Origin of the sequence: Thermus neutrinimicus, from assembly GCF_022760955.1 — a bacterium.
Taxonomy (GTDB): domain Bacteria; phylum Deinococcota; class Deinococci; order Deinococcales; family Thermaceae; genus Thermus; species Thermus neutrinimicus.
The window spans coordinates 21886-42113 of the sequence record NZ_JAKTNU010000002.1 but is presented as its reverse complement, the minus strand read 5'-3'; the positions used below and the strand labels follow the sequence as shown (position 1 = coordinate 42113).

16 protein-coding genes are annotated in these 20228 nt (G+C 66.8%); 6 read left to right on the top strand and 10 right to left on the bottom strand.

Features of this window, described 5'->3' with window-relative positions; all coding sequences use genetic code 11:
• Positions 1-2 precede the first annotated feature (2 nt).
• From atpF to atpD, 4 genes are read left to right on the top strand one after another with little or no spacing between them, the layout of a single operon-like run.
• Positions 3-317, top strand: coding sequence for a V-type ATP synthase subunit F (atpF, locus tag L0C59_RS02160; RefSeq protein ID WP_243089774.1), 315 nt, complete (start codon positions 3-5; stop codon positions 315-317).
• A gap of 12 nt (positions 318-329) precedes the next feature.
• Positions 330-2066, top strand: a complete 1737-nt coding sequence (locus L0C59_RS02155) for a V-type ATP synthase subunit A (RefSeq protein ID WP_243089568.1) — start codon at positions 330-332, stop codon at positions 2064-2066.
• Between the two features lie 11 nt (positions 2067-2077).
• Positions 2078-3514: a V-type ATP synthase subunit B gene (locus L0C59_RS02150; protein WP_243089566.1), complete on the top strand. Its 1437-nt coding sequence runs from the start codon at positions 2078-2080 to the stop codon at positions 3512-3514.
• A gap of 9 nt (positions 3515-3523) precedes the next feature.
• Positions 3524-4195, top strand: coding sequence for a V-type ATP synthase subunit D (atpD, locus tag L0C59_RS02145; protein WP_243089565.1), 672 nt, complete (start codon positions 3524-3526; stop codon positions 4193-4195).
• Between the two features lie 59 nt (positions 4196-4254).
• Here the strand turns inward: atpD and acnA are convergent, their stop codons facing one another.
• The 7 genes from acnA to L0C59_RS02110 form a co-directional block, all read right to left on the bottom strand.
• Positions 4255-6960 (bottom strand): aconitate hydratase AcnA, encoded by a 2706-nt coding sequence (gene acnA, locus L0C59_RS02140; protein WP_243089564.1) that lies wholly within the window; start codon positions 6958-6960, stop codon positions 4255-4257.
• A 142-nt stretch (positions 6961-7102) separates the two neighbouring features.
• A complete protein-coding gene (locus L0C59_RS02135; RefSeq protein ID WP_243089563.1) occupies positions 7103-7855 on the bottom strand; it encodes an alpha/beta hydrolase in 753 nt (250 codons plus the stop codon).
• 3 nt (positions 7856-7858) lie between these two features.
• A complete protein-coding gene (locus L0C59_RS02130) occupies positions 7859-11158 on the bottom strand; it encodes an efflux RND transporter permease subunit (RefSeq protein ID WP_243089562.1) in 3300 nt (1099 codons plus the stop codon).
• Entirely contained in the window at positions 11155-12351 is a 1197-nt protein-coding gene (locus L0C59_RS02125; protein ID WP_279232450.1) for an efflux RND transporter periplasmic adaptor subunit, read from the bottom strand. Before L0C59_RS02125 ends, L0C59_RS02130 begins: the two co-directional genes overlap by 4 nt.
• A 10-nt stretch (positions 12352-12361) precedes the next feature.
• Positions 12362-13330 carry a TolC family protein gene (locus L0C59_RS02120; protein WP_243089561.1) on the bottom strand — a complete coding sequence of 323 codons (969 nt, stop codon included), beginning with the start codon at positions 13328-13330 and terminating at the stop codon, positions 12362-12364.
• Complete coding sequence (locus L0C59_RS02115; protein ID WP_243089560.1) at positions 13327-14595, bottom strand: TolC family protein; 1269 nt, start codon at positions 14593-14595, stop codon at positions 13327-13329. The genes L0C59_RS02120 and L0C59_RS02115 overlap by 4 nt, the downstream gene beginning before the upstream one ends.
• Entirely contained in the window at positions 14588-15022 is a 435-nt protein-coding gene (locus L0C59_RS02110) for a MarR family winged helix-turn-helix transcriptional regulator (protein WP_243089559.1), read from the bottom strand. The genes L0C59_RS02115 and L0C59_RS02110 overlap by 8 nt, the downstream gene beginning before the upstream one ends.
• A gap of 82 nt (positions 15023-15104) precedes the next feature.
• Between L0C59_RS02110 and L0C59_RS02105 the strand changes: the two genes are divergently transcribed.
• Together L0C59_RS02105 and cdd are read left to right on the top strand one after the other, a co-directional pair.
• Positions 15105-16430 (top strand): hemolysin family protein, encoded by a 1326-nt coding sequence (locus tag L0C59_RS02105; RefSeq protein ID WP_243089556.1) that lies wholly within the window; start codon positions 15105-15107, stop codon positions 16428-16430.
• A complete protein-coding gene (gene cdd, locus L0C59_RS02100; protein WP_243089555.1) occupies positions 16417-16785 on the top strand; it encodes a cytidine deaminase in 369 nt (122 codons plus the stop codon). The genes L0C59_RS02105 and cdd overlap by 14 nt, the downstream gene beginning before the upstream one ends.
• Here the strand turns inward: cdd and L0C59_RS02095 are convergent.
• The 3 genes from L0C59_RS02095 to L0C59_RS02085 are packed head-to-tail and all read right to left on the bottom strand — an operon-like array spanning position 16782 to position 20220.
• Positions 16782-17444, bottom strand: coding sequence for a hypothetical protein (locus L0C59_RS02095; protein ID WP_423247916.1), 663 nt, complete (start codon positions 17442-17444; stop codon positions 16782-16784). The genes cdd and L0C59_RS02095 overlap by 4 nt on opposite strands.
• Positions 17441-18292: a dihydrodipicolinate synthase family protein gene (locus tag L0C59_RS02090; protein WP_243089551.1), complete on the bottom strand. Its 852-nt coding sequence runs from the start codon at positions 18290-18292 to the stop codon at positions 17441-17443. The genes L0C59_RS02095 and L0C59_RS02090 overlap by 4 nt, the downstream gene beginning before the upstream one ends.
• Positions 18289-20220, bottom strand: coding sequence for a hypothetical protein (locus L0C59_RS02085; RefSeq protein WP_243089550.1), 1932 nt, complete (start codon positions 20218-20220; stop codon positions 18289-18291). Before L0C59_RS02085 ends, L0C59_RS02090 begins: the two co-directional genes overlap by 4 nt.
• Positions 20221-20228 lie beyond the last annotated feature (8 nt).

Genomic DNA, 20228 nt, shown 5'->3' with positions numbered 1-20228 from the left:
GGATCGCCGTGATCGCCGATCCCGAGGCGGCGCAGGGGTTTAGGTTGGCGGGCCTCGAGGCCTATGCCGCCACCTCGGCGGAGGAGGCCCGGTCCCGGCTGGAAGACCTGGTCCAGAGGGGGGGGTACGCCCTGGTGGCCGTGGACCAGGGGCTTTTGCCGGAGCCGGAAAAGGCGGTGGAGCGGCTCATGCGGGGCAAGGACCTTCCCGTGCTTCTGCCCATCGCCGGGTTGAGGGAGGCCTTCCAGAACCCCGATGTGGAGGGGTACATGCGGGAGCTGGTCCGCAGGACCATAGGCTTTGACATCAAGCTGTAGAATGGAGGGAAGATGATCCAGGGCGTGATCCAGAAGATTGCGGGCCCGGCGGTGATTGCCAAGGGCATGACCGGGGCCCGCATGTACGACATCTGCAAGGTGGGCCACGAGGGCCTGGTGGGGGAGATCATCCGCCTGGACGGGGATACCGCCTTCGTCCAGGTTTACGAGGATACCTCGGGGCTTAAGGTGGGGGAGCCGGTGGTGTCCACGGGCCTTCCCCTGGCGGTGGAGCTGGGCCCAGGGATGCTGAACGGCATCTACGACGGCATCCAGCGCCCTCTGGAGCGCATCCAGGAACGGACCGGAATCTACATCACCCGGGGGGTGGTGGTGCATCCCCTGGACCGGGAGAAGCGGTGGGCCTGGACCCCGAGGGTCAAGCCGGGGGATGAGGTGAAGGGGGGCATGGTCCTGGGCACGGTGCCGGAGTTCAACTTCACCCACAAGATCCTGGTGCCCCCGGATGTGAAGGGCCGGGTCAAGGAGGTGAAGCCCGCCGGGGAGTACACGGTGGAGGACGTGGTGGTGGTCCTCGAGGACGGCACCGAGCTCAAGATGTACCACACTTGGCCGGTGCGCCGGGCCCGGCCTGTCCAGCGCAAGCTGGACCCCAACACCCCCTTCCTCACGGGGATGCGCATCCTGGATGTCCTCTTCCCCGTGGCCATGGGGGGTACCGCAGCCATCCCCGGGCCCTTTGGTAGCGGCAAGACCGTGACCCAGCAGGCCCTGGCCAAGTGGTCCAACGCGGACGTGGTGGTCTACGTGGGCTGCGGGGAGCGGGGCAACGAGATGACCGACGTCTTGGTGGAGTTCCCCGAGCTCACCGACCCCAAGACGGGCGGGCCCCTTATGCACCGCACGGTGCTCATCGCCAACACCTCCAACATGCCCGTGGCCGCCCGCGAGGCCAGCATCTACGTGGGGGTCACCATCGCGGAGTACTTCCGCGACCAGGGCTTCTCCGTGGCCCTCATGGCGGACTCCACCAGCCGCTGGGCCGAGGCCTTGCGGGAGATCTCCAGCCGCCTCGAGGAGATGCCCGCGGAAGAGGGCTACCCCCCTTACCTGGCTGCCCGCCTGGCCGCCTTCTACGAGCGCTCCGGCAAGGTGATCACCTTGGGGGGAGAGGAGGGGGCCATCACCATCGTGGGGGCGGTTTCCCCTCCGGGGGGCGACATGTCCGAGCCCGTGACCCAGTCCACCCTGCGCATCGTGGGGGCCTTCTGGCGGCTGGATGCCTCCTTGGCCTTCCGGCGCCACTTCCCGGCCATCAACTGGAATGGGTCCTACTCCCTCTTCACCCCGGCCCTGGACCCCTGGTACCGCCAGCACGTGGCCCCTGACTACCCGGAGCTTCGCGACGCCATCTCCGAGCTGCTCCAGCGGGAAGCCGGCCTGCAGGAGATCGTGCAGCTGGTGGGTCCCGATGCCCTTCAGGATGCTGAGCGCCTGGTCATCGAGGTGGGGCGGATCATCCGCGAGGACTTCCTGCAACAGAACGCCTTCCACGAGATCGACGCCTACTGTTCCATGCAGAAGGCCTACGGCATCATGAAGATGATCCTTAGCCTCTACAAGGAGGCGGAGGCGGCCATACGGCGGGGGGTTACCGTGGACGAGATCCTGCAGCTCCCGGTGATCGAGCGCATCGGCCGGGCCCGCTACGTGAGCGAGCAGGACTTCCCCCGCTACTTTGAGGAGGCCATGCAGGAGATCGAGGTGGCCTTCAAGGCCTTGGCCTAGGGGAGGGAAGTATGGATCTTCTTAAGAAGGAGTACACGGGCGTCACCTACATCTCGGGACCTCTCCTCTTCGTGGAGAACGCCAAGGACCTGGCCTACGGCGCCATCGTGGACATCAAGGACGGCACGGGCCGGGTGCGCGGCGGTCAGGTGATCGAGGTCTCGGAGGAGTACGCGGTCATCCAGGTGTTTGAGGAGACCACGGGGCTGGACCTGGCCACCACCAGCGTGAGCCTGGTGGAGGATGTGGCCCGGCTTGGGGTTTCCAAGGAGATGCTGGGCCGGCGCTTCAACGGGATCGGCAAGCCCATTGACGGCCTTCCCCCCATTACCCCGGAGAAGCGGCTTCCCATCGTGGGCCTGCCCCTGAACCCCGTGGCCCGCAGGAAGCCCGAGGAGTTCATCCAGACGGGGATCTCCACCATCGACGTGATGAACACCCTGGTGAGGGGGCAGAAGCTTCCCATCTTCTCGGGCTCGGGCCTTCCCGCCAACGAGATCGCCGCCCAGATCGCCCGCCAGGCCACGGTGCGCCCCGACCTTTCGGGGGAGGGGGAGAAGGAGGAGCCCTTCGCCGTGGTCTTCGCCGCCATGGGCATCACCCAGCGGGAGCTCTCCTACTTCATCCAGGAGTTTGAGCGCACCGGGGCCCTAAGCCGCTCCGTGCTCTTCCTGAACAAGGCGGACGACCCCACCATTGAGCGCATCCTCACCCCCCGCATGGCCCTCACCGTGGCCGAGTACCTGGCCTTTGAGCACGACTACCACGTGCTGGTCATCCTCACGGACATGACCAACTACTGTGAGGCCCTGCGGGAGATCGGGGCGAGCCGTGAGGAGATCCCGGGCCGGCGGGGCTACCCCGGCTACATGTACACCGACCTGGCCACCATCTACGAGCGGGCCGGGGTGGTGGTGGGCAAGAAGGGCTCCGTGACCCAGATCCCCATCCTCTCCATGCCCGACGACGACCGCACCCACCCCATTCCCGACCTCACCGGCTACATCACCGAGGGGCAGATCCAGCTTTCCCGGGAGCTCCACCGCAAAGGTATCTACCCGCCCATCGACCCCTTGCCCTCCCTTTCCCGGCTCATGAACAACGGCGTGGGCAAGGGCAAGACCCGGGAGGACCACAAGCAGGTGTCCGACCAGCTCTACTCCGCCTACGCCAACGGGGTGGACATCCGCAAGCTGGTGGCCATCATCGGCGAGGACGCCCTCACGGAGAACGACCGGCGCTACCTGCAGTTCGCCGACGCCTTTGAGAAGCACTTCATCAACCAGGGGCAGCAGAACCGCTCCATTGAGGAGAGCCTGCAGATCGCTTGGGCCCTGCTTTCCATGTTGCCCCAGGGGGAGCTGAAGCGGATTTCCCGCGACCACATCGGCAAGTACTACGGCCAGAAGCTGGAGGAGATCTGGGGTGCTCCCCAGGCCCTGGACTAAGGAGGCCCCATGAGCCAGGTCAGTCCCACCCGCATGAACCTTCTGCAGCGGCGCGGCCAGATGCGCCTGGCGCAGAAGGGGGTGGACCTCCTCAAGAAGAAGCGGGATGCCTTGGTGGCGGAGTTCTTCGGCCTGGTGCGGGAGGCCCTAATGGCCCGCAAGGCCCTGAACCAGGCGGCGCAGGAGGCCTACGGGGCCTTGCTCCTGGCCCAGGCCTTTGATGGGCCAGAAAGCGTATCCGCTGCGGCCTTGGGGGTGAGGGCCCTCGAGGAGGTGGAGGCGGAGGTGGAAAACGTCTGGGGGAGCAAGGTGCCCAGGCTTAGGGTAACCTTTCCCGATGGGGCCGTGCTCTCCCCGGTGGGCACCCCCGCCTACACCTTGGAAGCTGCCCGCGCCTTCCGCCGCTATGCCGAGGCGCTTGTCCAGGTGGCCAACACGGAAACCCGCCTGAAGAAGATCGGGGAAGAGATCAAGAAGACCACCCGTCGGGTGAACGCCCTGGAGCAGGTGGTGATCCCTGGGATCCGCTCCCAGATCCGCTTCATCCAGCAGGTCCTGGAGCAGCGGGAGCGGGAGGATACCTTCCGGCTCAAGCGCATCAAGGGCAAGATCGAGGCCCGGGAGGCGGAGGCGGAGGGAGGCCGTCCCAATCCCCACCTGGAGATCGGCGCCGGGCTTTAGCCTGTCCTAGAAGGGTGCAAGAAGGCCCCGGGGCTATGCCCCGGGGCCTTAGGGCTTCCCTACTGGGCCTTGACCTCCTTCAGCATGTTGAGGAGCACGGTCTGCAGGATGCCGCCATTCCGGTAATAGTCCACCTCCACCGGGGTGTCCAGGCGGGCGATGGCCTGGAAGCGAACCTCCGTGCCGTCTTCCCTTCTCGCCACCACCTCCACCTTTTTGCGGGGGGTTAGGTCCTGAAGGCCTATGATGTCGTAGACCTCGTACCCGGTGAGGCCTAGGGTTTCCCGGTTCTCCCCCGGCAGGAACTCCAGGGGCAGGACCCCCATCCCCACCAGGTTGGAGCGGTGGATCCTTTCAAAGCTTTCCGCCAGCACCGCCTTGATACCCAGGAGGAAGGTGCCCTTGGCGGCCCAGTCGCGGCTACTGCCCGTGCCGTACTCCTTACCGGCGATCACCAAAAGGGGGGTGCCCTCCTCCTGGTAGCGCATGGCCACGTTATAGACGAAATCCACCTCGCCTTCGGGAAGCTTCTTCGCATAGCCCCCTTCCACCCCATCCAGCATCAGGTTCTTGATGCGGATGTTGGCGAAGGTGCCCCGCATCATCACCTCGTGGTTGCCGCGCCGGGAGCCGTAGGAGTTGAAGTCCTCGGGCCTAACCCCCTTGGAGATCAGATACTGGCCCGCCGGGCTCTTCACCGGGATGGCCCCGGCGGGGGAGATGTGGTCGGTGGTCACGGAGTCCCCCAGGACCAGGAGTACCCGGGCTCCCCGGATGTCCCCCACGCGGTGCTGGCCCAGGTTCTGGAAGAAGGGAGGCTTCTGGATGTAGGTGCTCTCGGGATCCCAGCCGAAGAGCTCCCCCGTGGGGGCGGGGAGGGCCTGCCAGCGCTCGTCCCCCTGGAAGACCCGGGCGTACTCCTTCTTGAAGAGCTCGGGGTCCAGGGTCTTGGCCATGGCCTGGCGGATCTCCTCCATGGAGGGCCAGATGTCCTTGAGGTAGACGGGCTTGCCGTTGGGGTCGTAGCCCAGGGGCTCCGTGGTGAAGTCGATGTCCATGCGGCCCGCCAGGGCGTAGGCCACCACCAGCATGGGGCTCGCCAGGTAGTTGGCCTTCACGTGGGGGTTGATGCGCCCTTCAAAGTTGCGGTTGCCGGAGAGGACGGCGGCCACCACCAGGTTCCCCTCCTCCACCGCCCGCGCGATGTCCTCGGGCAGGGGGCCGGAGTTACCGATGCAGGTGGTGCACCCGTAGCCCACCACGTGGAAGCGCAGGGCCTCGAGGAAGGGAAGGAGCCCGCTCGCCTCCAGGTAGTCGGTCACTACCTTGGAGCCCGGGGCCAGGGAGCTCTTCACCCAGGGCTTGGTGTCCAGGCCCGCCTCCACCGCCTTCTTGGCCAAAAGCCCGGCTCCCAGCATGACCGTGGGGTTAGAGGTGTTGGTGCAGCTGGTGATGGCGGCGATGACCACGGAGCCGTGGGCGAGCTCAAACTCCTCGTCCTGGCGCTTGACCAGCACCCTCTTGTCCAGCTGGTCCGGGCTAAGCCCGAAGCCCCTTTCCTTCACCGGCTTGGTGAGGTGGGCCAGGAAGCTTCCCTTCACCTCCTTGAGGGCCACCCGATCCTGGGGCCTCTTGGGGCCCGCCAGGGAGGGCTCCACCGTGGAGAGGTCCAGCTCCAGGTACTCGGAGTAGCGCACCTGCTCCTCCGCCTCTGGGGTGCGGAAAAGCCCCACTGCCTTGGTGTAGGCCTCCACCAGGGCGAGGAGCTCCTCTGGGCGGCCCGTGAGCCTCAGGTAGTTCAGGGTTTCCTCGTCCACGGGGAAGAAGCCCATGGTGGCCCCGTACTCGGGGGCCATGTTGGCGATGGTGGCCCGGTCCGCCAAGGAGAGCTTGGCCACCCCGGGGCCGTAGAACTCCACGAACTTGCCCACCACCCCGTGTTTGCGCAGGATCTCGGTGATGGTGAGGACTAAGTCGGTGGCCGTGGCCCCTTCGGGAAGCTCCCCGTAAAGCTTAAAGCCCACCACCTTGGGGGCCAGCATGTAGTAGGGCTGGCCCAGCATGACCGCCTCGGCCTCGATACCCCCCACGCCCCAGCCCAGAACCCCCAGGCCGTTCACCATGGTGGTGTGGCTGTCGGTGCCCACTAGGCTGTCGGGGAAGGCCAGGGTGAGGCCCTTTTCCTCCTTGGTCATCACCACCTTGGCCAGGTACTCCAGGTTCACCTGGTGGACGATGCCGGTGCCGGGGGGGACCACCCGGAAGTTCTCCAGGGCTCCCTGGGCCCACTTGAGGAGGAGGTAGCGCTCCCGGTTCCGCTCGTATTCCTTTTCCACGTTGTAGAAGAAGGCGTAGGCGGTGCCGAAGGCGTCCACCTGCACCGAGTGGTCGATGACCAGGTCGGCGGGCACCACGGGGTTGATGCGCTTGGGGTCCCCGCCCCGCTCGGCCACAGCGTCCCGCATGGCGGCCAGATCCACCACCGCCGGGACCCCGGTGAAGTCCTGAAGGATGACCCGGGCCAGCTTCAGGGGCACGTTGATCTCCCCCGGCTCCGGGGCCCAGCGGGCCAGGGCCTCAATGTCCTCCCGGGTTACCTGGTAGCCGTCCTCGTTTCTGAGGAGGCTTTCCAGCATGATGCGGATGGAGAAGGGGAGCCGGCTTACCTCGGCAATCCCCTTCCTTTCCAGTTCCGTGAGGTCAAAGTAGGCGTAGGTGCCGCTTGGGGTGTTGAGGGTCTTAAGGGTTTGGAAACTATCCTTCATGGCCGCTCCTTTCCCTTCCCCCTCTTGCCCAGACTAAAGGCTACCCTGACGTGGGCAGGGCCGGGCTAGGGGTGAGTTTTAGGGGGAAGTGTTCCGAGGGGGGGCGCCCGCCCCGGCTCTTACCACTATACCACCTGGGTCCTCAGCGGTGGGCCTGGGGCGGGGGAGGGGCGTCTAAGCCCAGGCCTTCCAAAAAGAAGAGGACTTCCTCCTGGATCTCCCGCCACAGGGCCTCCCGGGGCCTCCTGGCGGGCCGGTCCCCCTTCTGGGGGCCGTAGGCGCCAAAGCCCGCGTGGTTCAGCCCCTCCACGAAGACCACCCGGGCGTTTTTGGGAAGGAGCCGGGCCTTTTCCCGGGCTTTATCCGGGGGTAGAAGGCCGTCTTCCGTGCCGAAAAGGGCTAGGGTGGGGAAGGTTTCCCCGCTCAGGTCCCCTTCGGGGTAGCTGGCGAAGAGGATGAGGGGAAGCTTCTCCCGGGCGGCCAGCCCCGCGGCGGCCACCCCGCCCAGGCTGTGCCCCCCCACCACCAGGGGAAGCTGGGGGTGCGCCCTTTTCGCCTCCAAAGCCCTTTCCTTTCCCAGGAGGGCGATGCCCGAGGGGACCTTGAGGAGGACCACCAGATACCCTGCCTTCGCCACCGGGGCCAGGAGGGGGGCGTAGGCCAAGGGTTCCACCCGGGCCCCGGGGTAGAAGGCCAAAAGGGCCTTGGGGGCTTTGGGGATAAGCTCTAGGCCATGGGAAACCTCCCGCACCTCGAGGCCTCCTCGCCCTAGGGCTTCCCGGGCCAGGGCTTCCGCCTTCAGCGGCCTCAGAAAGTAATGGGCCACGCCCACCACGCCCAGGGCCAGGAGGAAGGCGGCGGCCAGGAAGAGGAGAAGGATCCTTTTGGCGTCCATAGCTTACCTCAGGACGGTTTCCCGGGCCCTCCGCCCCTCAAAGGCGTAGAAGGCGGCGGGGACCACGAAGAGGGTGAGGAGGGTGGAGGAAAGGAGCCCTCCCAGGATGATCACCCCTAAGGGTCTACGGTACTCGGCGCCCTCGCCGGTGCCCAGGAGCAAGGGCAAGCTAATGATGAGCACGGTGAGGCTGGTCATGAGGATGGGCCTTAAGCGGAGCCGGGCTGCCTCCACCAGGGCTTCCCTTAAGGGCTTTTCCCGCATGCGCCTTGCAGCGAAGTCCAGGAGGAGGATGGCGTTTTTGGTGACCAGGCCGATGAGCATCACCACCCCCAGGACGCTGATCACATCCAGGCCGGTTCCCAAAAGGTAGGTGAGCCAGAAGGCCCCCACCAGGGCCAAGGGCACGGGGAGGAGGAGGTAAAGGGGGTAGCGCCAGGCGTTGAACTGGCTGGCGATGACCAGGTAGTTGAGGACCAGGGCTAGGGCGAAGGCCAGGGGGGCCAGCCGGGATAGCTCCCCGGTGAAGCTACCCAGGCCCGTGGCCAGAAGCTCCACCCCATCCCCCAAAAGCCCCTTCTCCTTAAGCTCTGCCTCCAGCTCCCTTTGTATCTGGAAGGTGCCGGGAGCGTCCGGCTTCAGGTTGATGTTGATGCCCGCGGCGTAGGCCTGGTTCCGCCTGGAGATCAAGGTGGGTCCAGGCTGCTCCACAAACCGCCCCAGGCTTCCCAGGGGCAGGAAGGCTCCCAGGGCAGGGGCGTAGATGGGCAGGGAGAGGAGGTCGGATTCACCCCCCAGGCGCAAGGGGTCCACCTGGACCACCACGGCCAGTTCCTCGCCGCCCCGTCTGGCGGTGGCCGCCTGGGTGCCCGAGAGGTAAAGGCGCAGGGCCTGGGCCACGTCCAGGGGGGTGAGGCCGGTTCCCGAAAGGCGGGCAGGGTCCGGCACGAAGACCCGTTCCCGCTGGGTGGCCTCGAGGGTGTTCTTCACGTTGAGGACATAGGGTTTTTCCGCGATCAACCGGGTGATCTCCATCACCCGCGTTTCCAAAAGGGCCCGGTCGGGGCTGGTGACGAAGAACTGCAGGTCCGCATCCCCAGCCTCGGGGCCGGTCTGGGCCAACACCCGGAGGTCGGCCCCGGGAAAGTCCTTCAGAAGGGCCCTCCCCTCCCGGTTGAAGGCCTCAGTGAGGGAGAAGATATCCTGCCGTTCCCCTTTGGGCTTGAGGACGATCTGGAGCTGGACCCGGCTTGGGTCTCCCACCTGGGCTCCGCCGGTGGCGCTGGCCCCCACGGTGGTGACCACCCGCTTCACCGCGGGGTGGGCGAGGAAGTAGGCCTCCAGGGCCCTCGCCGCCCGGTCGGAGACCGCCAGGGGGGTGTCCTTGGGCAAAAGCAGGGTGGCGGTGAGGACCCCGGTGTCGGAGCGGGGGGTGAAGTTGAAGGGGATCCTGGGCAGGATGGGGAAGAGGGAGAGGAAGGCCAAACCGGCCAGGCCCAGGACCAGCCAGGGCCTTCTCAGGACCTGGCCGAGGCTTCGGGCGTAGGCCTCGGTGAGGCGGCGCAATAGGGCTTCGGCGGCGGTGTGGAGGAGGTGGGTGAGGGCTCCCGCCACGTCCAGGAAAAGGCGGCCCAGGTAGCGCCCAAGGGCAAGGAGGGTGGGGTATAGGGGAAGGAGGAGGAGCCAGGTGGGGCCCATCCGGTACAGGAGGAGGGCGGAAAGGGCCCCGAGGAGAAGGCCCATGGGGGTGCGGAAGCCCCTTTGGTAGGCGTATCGGAGGTCCTTGGGCAGGAGGCGTAGCGCCCGAAGGGCTTCCCTCGGGTTTGGGGGCTCGGGGTCCGGGAAGTAGGCCAGGCGCACGGTGAGGAAAAGGAGGGCCTCCAACCAGCTCACGGCGATGGCGGCGGCCATGCCTAGGCCGAACTGCTGGAAAATCTGGCCGATGATGCCTGGGAGGAAGCTGATGGGGAGGAATACCGCCAAAAGGCTCAAGGTGGCGGCGGCCACCGCCACGGAGACCTCGCTGGCCCCCTTAAGCACCGCTTCCTTGAGGCTGTACCCCATGCGGCGGTAGCGGTCGATGTTCTCCGCCACCACGATGGAGTCGTCCACCACGATGCCCACCGCCACGGTGAGGGCCAGGAGGCTGATCAGGTTGTAGGTGAAGCCCAAAAGGCCAAAGAGGAGGATGGCCCCCGAGAGGGTGATGGGGATGGCCAGGATCACGGAGAAGACGGAGTTCAGCTTTCCCAAGAAGACCAGCACCACCAAGGACACCGCCAAGGCGGCCAGGAAGGCTTCCCGCACCGTGTCCAAGACGGCGGCTCGGATAAAGCGGGTGGAGTCTAGGGCGATCTCCGCCCGGTAGCCTGGGGGGAGCTGGGTCTCGGCCAGGGCCCTTTTGACCCCGTCGGCCACGGCCACGGCGTTGGAATCGGGGGTTTTCACCACCGCCAGGAGGACGGCGGGGCGGCCATTCAGGCGGTTTAGGGTGGTGGGCTCCTCCGCCCGCTCCTCCACCCGGGCCACGTCCCGGACCCTGAGGCCCCGGGAGGGGTCCAGGAGCAGGTCCGCCACCTCCATGGCGGTGGCGGGGGTGTTGCGCAGGGTGTAGACCAGGCGCTTTTCCCCCTCCGTGAGGTTACCCAGGGGCAGGTTCAGGGCCGAGGCGGAAAGGGCCTGCACCACCTGGCCAGGGGCTACCCCCAAGGCCTCGAGGCGGTCGGGGTCCAGGTAAACCTGGATGGCCCTCTTGGGAGCCCCGGTGAGGCGGATATCCGCCACCCCAGGAACCAGCTGCAGGCGGGGCTTTAGGGTTCTCTCCGCGTAGCGCAACACCCGGGAGAGGTCCTCCCCGGGCGCCTCGAGGGCCACGTAGAGGATGGGGCTTGCCGAGGGGTCGAACTTCTGCACCACGGGGGGCGAGGCGTCCTTGGGTAGCTGGGCGCGGGCGGCGGCCACCTTTTGGCTCACCTCCACCGCCACCCGGTCCACGTCCACCCCCTGCTGGAACTGGACGAAGACCAGGCTGAAGCCCTCGGTGGAGCTACTTCCGATGGTATCCACCCCGCTCAGGGTGGAGAGGGCATCCTCCAGGGGCTTGGACACCTGCTCCGCTACCTCCTCGGGACCGGCCCCGGGGTAGCCCGTGGAAACCGCCACCACGGGCACGCTAAAGCGGGGGAGGAGCTCCACCCCAAGCCCAAGCCCCAGCAGCAAGCCCACCAGGACCAGGCCCACGAAGATGGCAGTGGCGAAGACGAAGCGCTCCACGAAGAAGGCCACCAGGGGGTTTTCCCTCACCGCACCACCTCCACGGGATCCCCGTCCTTAAGGCCCACGGGCACAGGGTGGATGATCTCTTTCCCTTCCGCAAGGCCTTCCACTGCCACTTGCCCGCCCTCCTGGGCCAGGAGGCGCACGGTCACCTTCCTGGCCCTTCCCCCCTCTACCTGGAAGACCCGGGCCTCCCCTTCTTGGACCTGGAGGCTGGTGGCGGGGATGAGGAAGCCTTCGGCCAGCTTCACCCGGTAGCGCACCTCAGCAGGGCCCGGGAGGAGGGTGCCTTCCGGCCTCAAGACCACCTCCACCAGGCGGGTTTGGCCCGGGAGATCCGTCTTGCGCAGGAGGCGCGCCCGCACCTCCTGGCCGTTTTGCCTCAGGAGGAAGGGGGTTTCGGGGGTAAGGGCCGCGGCCTGGTCTGGGGGGAGGTAGAGCTTGGCCAGGAGGCGGTCCGTGGCCGCCAGACGGAAGGCCCGGCTTCCTGCTCCCACGAACTCCCCTTCCCGCACGAAAACCTCCACCACCTCCCCGGCGAAGGGAGCCCGGACCACGCTTTCCCTTAGGTTTCTCTCCGCCTGGCGCACCTGGAGCCTTGCGGCCTCCACCTGGAGCTCAAGAAGCCGGAGGTCCTCCCCCCGCTCCAGGCGGGAGAGGGCCTCGAGGGCGTTTTGGTAGGCGCTTTCCGCCTGGCGGTACTGGGCCTCGAGGGCCTTGAGGTCCAAGGGGGCCAAGGCCCCCAGCGAAAGCAGGGCCTGGCCCTCCTCATACCGCCTTTTGGCCGCCTGGAGCTGGGCCTCCGCTGCCTGGAGCTGGGCCTTGAGGGCGGCCTGGTTCCCCGAAAGCTGGTTTCGGCCGCGCTCCAGGTTGGCCTCGGCCTGCTTGAGGTTCAGTCTCGCGGCCTCCAGGGCCTCCTGGAAGGGGGCGGGGTCCAAAAAGACCACCCCCTCCCCCGCCTGTACCCGGGTGCCGGGGGGAAGGGTTCTTAGGACCCTTCCCGAGGCGCCTGCCGCCACCAGGCTATCCCTTTCCGCCTGCAAGGTGGCGGAGGCCCGGACCTCCCGCTCCAGAAGGCCCCTTTGGGCGGGAACCGTGCGAACCTCCAGGGCCTGGGGTTTCCCTGGGGCCTGGGAAGGGGTCTCCCTCTTGGGGGCGCAGGCGCCCAGGAGGAAGAGGGTGAGGCCTAGGGCAAGGGGGAAGATACGGGCGTTGGGCATCCCATCCTCCTTAACGGCTGGCAAGAAGGCCGTAATAGGCCTTGAGGTAGGCGTGCTTGGCCTGTTCCCAGGACAGTTGGGCTTGCCTTAGGGAAAGCTCCTGCTGCAACAGGCCAAGCCGGCTGGTGAGCCCTGCCTGGAAACGCTTTTCCTCGGCCTGGTAGCGCTCCTGGGCCGCCCGGTAAGCCTCCTCCGCCGCCTTCACCCCCTGGAGGAGGGGGGATAGCTGGCGGTACCTGGCCTCCAGGCCCACCCTCAGGGTGCGTTCCAGGTTGGCCAGGTTGGTTTCCAGGGTTCGGATCTGGTCCTCGAGGGCCTCTATCTCCTTCCTCGGAACGAAGCTTTCGTCCATAAGCCCCCTTTGGAAGCGGAGAAGCTCTAGGGACTGCCTAAGCTGGAGGAGGTCTGCCTGCTCTCCAAGGAGGGTTTCCACCACCTCCGGGCCGGGCAGAGAGGGGAGCTCGCCCACGCTTTGGGGTTTCCATTCCCCCACCAGGTTGGCCAGGGCGGCCAAGGCGCTATCCCGCCCCCTTTGGGCCAACTCCAGGTTCTTCCTGGCCTCCAGAAGCCGGTTTTGCGCCTCCAGGAGGTCTAGGCTGGTGGCCCCGCCTCCTTTGAGGCGGATCTCCGTGGCCTTTAGCCCCAGCTCGGCCACCTCCACCGCCTTTTCCGCCAGGCCCACCTGCAGGAGGGCCTCGTAGGCCTGGGTGTAGGCGGAGACGATCTCGCTTTCCGCCTGGGCCAAAGCCCTCTTGAGCCTGGCCTCCGCCAAGTCCCTGGCCTGGCGGGCTTGCAACTCGGCCAGGGCGGTGCGCAGGGGGTCTTGCAGGGTCCGGTCCAGATCCTTCTGCTTGGCTTGGTATTCCAGCCGGGCTGTGACCACCGCGGCCATCTCCGGGGCCTTTTTGAGGGCATGGGGAAGGGGTTGGGCCAGGCCTGGGGCCAGGAGGAGAAGGAGGGTTAGGGCGCCTTTTCTCATGGGGTTACCTCCGGTAGCAGTTCGCCATAAAACTGGTAAAGTTCCATCCGCTTGCCTCTCAGATCGTTTTCCGTCTGGGCCAGGGCCAGTTCCGCCTGGAGAAGGGATAGCTCCGCCTGCAACAGGGCCAAGGGGCTTTCCAGGCCCAGTTCTAGGCGCTTTCGCGTTTCCGCCAGGGCCCTTGACTGGGCCTCGAGGCGGAGTCGGGCCAGCTCCAAGGCCGCCCCCAAGGTTCTAAGGGAGTTTTCCAGGGTTTCCCCCTGGAGCCGGGCCTGCATCTCAGCCCCCCTTAGGGCTTCCTCTGCTCCCCGCACCTGGGCCTCGGTGGCCTCCAGGGCGGCGAGGAGGCCGGGGGAGAGGGTGAGGGAGAGGGAGAGCCTCATCTCCTCCAGGACGCGGTAGCTGCCCCCTCCGGGGAGGCTGGTGGGCCTTTGCGCCGGGTCTTGCCGGGTGTAGGCCAGGGTGGGTTGCAGGCTCCGGCTGGAAAGGCTTAGGGCCAGGGTGTCGTTCCCGCTCGGGTAGAGGAGGTAGCTGGCCTTGAGCTCGGGGAGGAGGGAGCGGAGGGCGGTGGCGTGGGCGATCCTAGCCTCCTCCAGGCTCAGGCGGGCTTCCTCCAGGGAAAGGGGCGTGGCACCTTGGGGAGGAGGGATCTCGGGAAGGGGCTGGGTGAGGTCCACCAGCCCTTCCGCCCCCTTCCTGGCCAGCTCCACGCCCCTTTGGGCCTCCAGGAGGCGGTTTTCCGCCTCCTTTAGGGCGAGCTCCGCCTCCCGCAGTTCCCTGGGGTTGGCCTGGCGCTTCCTGGCCGCCTCCAGGGCCTCCCTGGCCAGCTCCACTCCCTTGTGCGCCAGCTTTTCCCCCAAGAGGGCCAGCTGGTAGCGGCCGTGGGCGGCCACCGCCTGGGCCTGCAGGGCGGCGAGGGTCTTGCGGTAGGCAAGCTCGGCCCTTCGGTAAGCGATGCGGGCCCGGTTCAGCCCGTCCTCCACCTCCCCGAAGGGGAAGGGGGTCAGGACCAGGGCCAGGGTGAGGCTTCCCCCCGTGGCGGGCAGGCTTGGGCATAGGGAGGAAGGGGTGCACTCGTAGCCCAGCCGGGCGTAGTTCCCCTGCACGTTCAGGGCCCAGGGGGAGGATTGGGCCTCGAGGGCCTTGGCGGCGGCCTGCAAAAGGGCCTTGGCCTGCTGGGCCAAGGGGTGGTCCTTAAGGGGGCTTAGCGCCCCCTGGGCCAGTGCGGGGAGGAGGAAGAGGAAAAGGGCGAGGGCCCTAGCCACCTTCCACCTCCGTGAGCTTGCGCAAGAGATCACGGAAGAGGAGGAGCTCCTTCGGGCTGAGCCGGGCCAGGTGCTGGCCGTAGGCCTGGAGCCAGGCTTCCTGTAGGCGCTGCTGCACGGCCTCCCCCTGGGGGGTGAGGCGGAGGAGGACCCTGCGGCGGTCCTGGGGGTCGGGATGGCGGGTGAGGAGGCCGGCCTCCTCCAGGGAGGCCAGGAGGTGGGAGACCTGGGAGGGAAGGACTTCCAGGTGCTCGGCCAGGCGGGAGGGTAGGTCTACGCCCCCCCTCACCAGCCGCAACACCTCTGCCTGCATGAGGGAAAGCCCTTCTTGGGCGAAGACCTCCTTGGCCCGGGCAAGGAGAAGGCGCATCAGGCTGTAGCCCAGCCGGGAGAGCTCTTCCACCAGAGGGGTGGGCGGACCGTTCATACCCTTCAACTATACATGCGCGTAAAGGAAAAACACGAGCCCACCCTACACTTCCCCATGGTGTAGAATGGCGGAAGGTGATATGGACAGACCTCCCAGTCGGTGGCTCTTCTTCCTGCCCTTCGGTTCCCTAGCCCTGGCCCAGTCCCAAGCCCCAAGTCCTGGGGACCTTTTTCTTTTGGTCTCCCTCTTGGCCCTTTCCGCCTTCTTTTCCGCCAGCGAGACCGCCCTCACCACCCTCTACCCCTGGAAGGTGAGGGAGCTTGCGGAAACCCAAGGGGGGCCCTTCCGGCTCCTCTCCCAGGACATCACCCGTTTCCTCACCACCATTCTGGTGGGGAATAACCTGGTGAACATCGCCGCCACCGCCTTGGTGACGGACCTTGCTACCCGGGCCTTCGGTTCCCTGGGGGTGGGCTTGGCCACGGGGCTCATGACCTTTCTCGTCCTGTTCTTCGGGGAGATCACCCCCAAGTCCATCGCCGTGCACCACGCGGTGCCCTTGGCCCGGGTGGCCGCGTGGCCCATCTACCTCTTCTCCATCCTCCTCTACCCCGTGGGCCGTTTCTTCAGCCTGGTTTCGGGTTTCTTCTTGAGGGTGCTGGGCCTCGAGCCCCGGGATACCCCCTTGGTCTCCGAGCGCGAGCTCAAGCTCATCCTGGCGGGGGCGGAGGAGTCTGGAACCATAGAGGCCCAGGAGGAGGAGATGATCCACTCCATCCTGGAGCTGGAGGAAACCCCCGTGCGGGAGATCATGACCCCACGGGTGGAGATGGTGGCCATCGAGGCCGAGGCCAGCCTGGAGGACTTTCTGCACCTTTTCCGCGAGCACCGCTACAGCCGGGTTCCCGTTTACCGGGAAAGCGTGGACCACATCGTGGGGGTGGCCTACGCCAAGGACTTGTTGGACTACTACTGCGAGGAGGACCTCAAGGGGCGCACCGTGGCCTCCATTGCCCATCCCCCTTACTTCGTACCCGAGAACATGGACGCCTGGTCCCTCCTACGGGAGTTGCGCCGGCGGAAGGTGCACATGGCCATCGTGGTGGACGAGTTTGGGGGCACCGCGGGCTTGGTCACCCTGGAGGACGTGATGGAGGAGATCGTGGGGGAGATCTACGACGAGACCGACGAACCGGAGGACCTAGCCATCCGCAGGCTTCCCGACGGTTCCTTCTCCATCCAGGCCCAGACCCCCGTGGACGAGGTCTCCGAGGCCCTGGGGGTGGAGCTTCCCGAAGGGGAGTACGACACCCTTTCCGGTTTCCTCTACGAGCAGTTTGGCCGTATTCCCAGCGTGGGGGAGAGCGTGGAGTGGCAGGGATTCCGCTTCGTGGTGGAGAGCGCCGACCAGCGCCGGATAGAACGGGTGCGGGTGGAGAGGTTGGTGGAGCATGGAGAGGGTTAGGGCCGTCCTTAAGGCCCATGTGGGGCGGGCTTACGCCCCTTACTCCGGCTTTCCCGTGGTGGCCCTGGTGGAGGCGGAGGGGGAGGAGTTTTTGGGGGTCAACGTGGAAAACGCTTCCTTTCCCCTTTCCCAGTGTGCGGAGCGCAATGCGGTGGCCGCCATGGTCCTGGCGGGGAAGAGGCGGATAGACCGGGTGCACATCTATAGCCCCAAGGGCCCCATCCCCCCTTGCGGGGGGTGCCGCCAGGTGCTCCTGGAGTTCGCTGCCCCCGGGGCCGAAGTGGTCATGCACGGGCCCGAGGGGTACGTGGTGAGAACCCTGGAGGAGCTCTTGCCCTTGGGCTTTAGGCTTTAGAGGGCCAGGACCAGGCTTTGGCGGAAAAAGCCCGGGACCTCGAGGGTGAGCTCCAACCTCCCTGTGCCCCGTTCCAGGCCAGGCCGGAAGCCCACCACCTGAAGCCGGCCCTCGCCCCGGGCGGGTAGATCCACCTGCACCCGGAAGCTCTGGCCCAGGAGAACCAGGCTCCCTTCCACCTTGAGGGGGAAGGGGTTAGGGTTTTCCAGGAAGAAGTTCACTCCTACCCGGCGCACCCTTGGTGGCTCCAGGGGAAAGGCCAGCCGGGTGCGGAAGAAGGTGAGGCTTTGGCCCAGGGTGCGGCCTTCCAAGGCCACCTCCACCCCCTCCCGGGAAAGGAGGGCTTGAGCGGTGGAGAGGGCCCCCTTGGGGGTAAGCCGCACCAAGAGGACCTCCTCCTTGTTTCCCGGGGGGAGGGTGAGGTCCAAGGGCACCGCCACCTCTCCCACCCGCAGCCGGGTGCCGAAGGTGGAAAGGGGCAAGGGGAAGGGGTTGGGGTTTTGGAAACCCACCCTGATTCCCAGGAGGAGGGCTGGCTCCGGGCTTAGCTCAAAACCCCGGATCTCCGCCCCCAGGAAACGGGCTTCTGGGGTGAGGGTTTGCGGGGCGCAGGCGGCCAGAAAACCTAGCGTCATGACTAGCAGGGCGACCTTTCTCATAGAATCCATCCCTCCTCCTTCAGCTTATCCAAAACCGGAAGGAACCTGGGCCAAAGGGGGCTTTCCGGGGGATAGGGGGGCCTGGGATACCCGGCAGGCAGCCCCAGGTGGCGGAGGGCTTGCTTGAGGAGGGGTACCCCGCCCTGGGCGAGGAGGCTCCCCAAGGGGAAGAGCCTCCTTTGCAGGGCCTGGGCCTCCGCCAGGCGCCCGGCCCGGAAGGTTTCCAGGAGGGTGCGGTAGGCCCTGGGGGCCAGGTTGGCCGCCGCCAGGATGCCCCCTTCCGCCCCCAGGGCCAAAGCCCCCAGGAGGGTGGGGGCGTGGCCGGTGAAGACCCGGAAATCCCTTAGATGGGCTTGGTAAAAGGCCAGGCGGGAAAGGTCGCCGCTGGAGTCCTTGATTCCCATGATCCTGGGGTGTTGGGCCAGGGCTTCCACCGCAGAAAGGGGGAGGTCCACCTTGGTGTTCTGGGGCACGTGGTAAAGGAACACGGGCATCCTCTCCGCCAGGGCCTGGTAGTAGGCCACCAGCCCCTCGCCCAGGCTGGCGTGGTGGTACCGGGGAGGCGTGACCAGGGAGGCCATGGCGCCTGCCTCTTGGGCCTCGAGGAGGGCCCCCTCCGCCTGGGGTAGGGTTTCCTCCATGAGGCCCACCAGGAAAGGCTTCCGGGGTTTTAAGGCCCGAAGCCCCCTGGCCCGCTCCTCGGGGGTGAGGTGCACGCCTTCCCCGCCTGAGCCGTAGATGAGAAGCCCGTCCACCAGGGGTTCCAGGGCTTCCGCCAGTTCCCGAAAGGCCCCCACGTCCAGGCGACCTTCCCGGTCGAAGGGGGTGGGGATGGGAGGGAGGATCATCTGGGCCTCCTCAGGCTAAGGACCAGCACCAGGAGGTGGAGCCCGTAGGCCAGGATCAGGAAGGTGGGTGTCTTGCCCTCCAGCACGGCAAAAAGCCCGTAGGCGAAAAGGAGGAGGAGGACGAGGCCTAGCCCCGAGGAGAACCCCAGGCTTCCCGGCACCAGAAGGCGCACCCCCAGGGCCCAGGAGGGGGGGACCGGGGTCCTGCGCCGGGGTAAGAGGAAGGTGAGGAGGTGGTAGAGGAGAAGGAGCCAGAATCCGGCGAAGGCCCAGGGCCTCACCCCTTCAGGAAGGGGAATGCCCAGGCGCAGGAATCCCCGGAAGGGATCCTCTTGGAGGCGCTTGAGCTCCACCTGGAGGAGGGCCAGGTAAAGGCTTCGCAAGCTGGGGCCTGGCTCCCTGGCTCCCCAGGGGTCCTGGCCCAGCCCCAAGGCGGTGCGGATGGGGCCCTCGTGGGGAGCTCGGCGGTAGGCTTGGGCCAAGGAGGCCTCGTCCCCCCTGAGGGCCAAGGCGAAGGGCAAGGAGGCTTCCTTCAGGAGGCCCAGGGCCTCCTTGGGGGCCTCCGAAAGGAGGGCGTAGCCCAGAAGGGCCTTGGCCTCAGGGGTGGAGGGCAGGGTGCGCAGCCAGTCCTGGGCTTTTTGGGTGCGGAGGGTCCCCTGGTCCAAGGGGGGGGTGAAAAGCTCCCCCCGCACCCGGGCGTCCAATCCCTGGAGGAGGAGGCCCAGGCCGAGGGCTAGGAAGAGGGCCAGGGCCAGGACCCGTTCCCCCAGGCTGGCGTAGGCCAGGTGGAGGTGCCTGAAGCGCAGGAGTGGGTGCTTCCAGAATCCGCCCAAGTAGCCGCCAAGGGGCTTCAGGTCCTTTAGCTGGGCGGGCAGGTAGAAGAGGAAGAGGTAGAGCATGAGGGTCAGGTAGGCCAGGCCCAGGGTCCAAAGGGCAGGGGGAAGCAGGGTAAGCTGCGGGGGAAGCCAGGCCCTTAGGAGTTTCTCTGCTTCGCGGAAGCGCAAGGCTTGGGCAGGGTACCCGTGGGCCTCGAGGTACAGGGCCGTTTCCCTAAAAAAGGCCAACGAACCGGGGAAAAGGGGAGTGTAGCGGAGAAGGGTCTGGGCCAGGAGAAGGGCCTTTTCGGGATCCTTCTGCCGCAGGGAGCTGGAGGCCTCCGCCATGCGGGCCACCTCCGCCTGGCCGAAGAAGAGTTCCGGCCTGTGTCCCCGGGCCAGGAGGTCCTGGCCGTAGGCCATGAGGTCCTCCGGGGTCAGGGTGGCGGGGTCTTGGGTCCAGTAGGCGAAGTAAGGCCAGGGCTTCGGGGGCTTCAGAGCTTCCAAGAGGGAGCCCAGGACCTCTAAATCCTCCTCCTTCCCCTCAAAGGGCACCCGGGGGAAGGGGATGGGCAGGACCCAGTCCCCCTGTAGGAGGGCCTCGGGGCCTGGGCGGAGGGCCAGGATGCGGGCGGGGGCGAAGTGAAAGGACAGGGTTTCCCCCTTGAGGCTGGTTTCCACCACCAAAATCCCCTGGGCCACGAACACCTTATCCCCCTGGACCAAAGGGCCCAACCAGTCCCCCGGGGGCAGGGCCAGGAGGCCCCAGGGGAGCTTAAGGCCCTCCTGGGTTAGCTCGGGGGTGGTGGGGGCAAGGGCGGTGAAGCGGGCTTCCAAGGCACCGGCGGGAAGGGAAAGTCGGATGCGGTACTCCCCGGGGGCCTTGGGGCTTAGCTCCAGCTGGAACCTTCCCTTCTGGACCTCCACCTCCAGGGTCTGCTGACCTTCCGGCCCCTCCAGCACCAGGGGGAAGCGCCCCTCGGGCAGGTCCCTACCCTCCAAAACCACGGACCGCCCCACCTGGACCTCCTTCGGGACCACCAGGCTTTGGCCCAGAACCGGGAGTCCCATGGCCAAGAGGAGGCCGATGGCCCGGGTCAGGAACGTGCGCATGGGGTTAT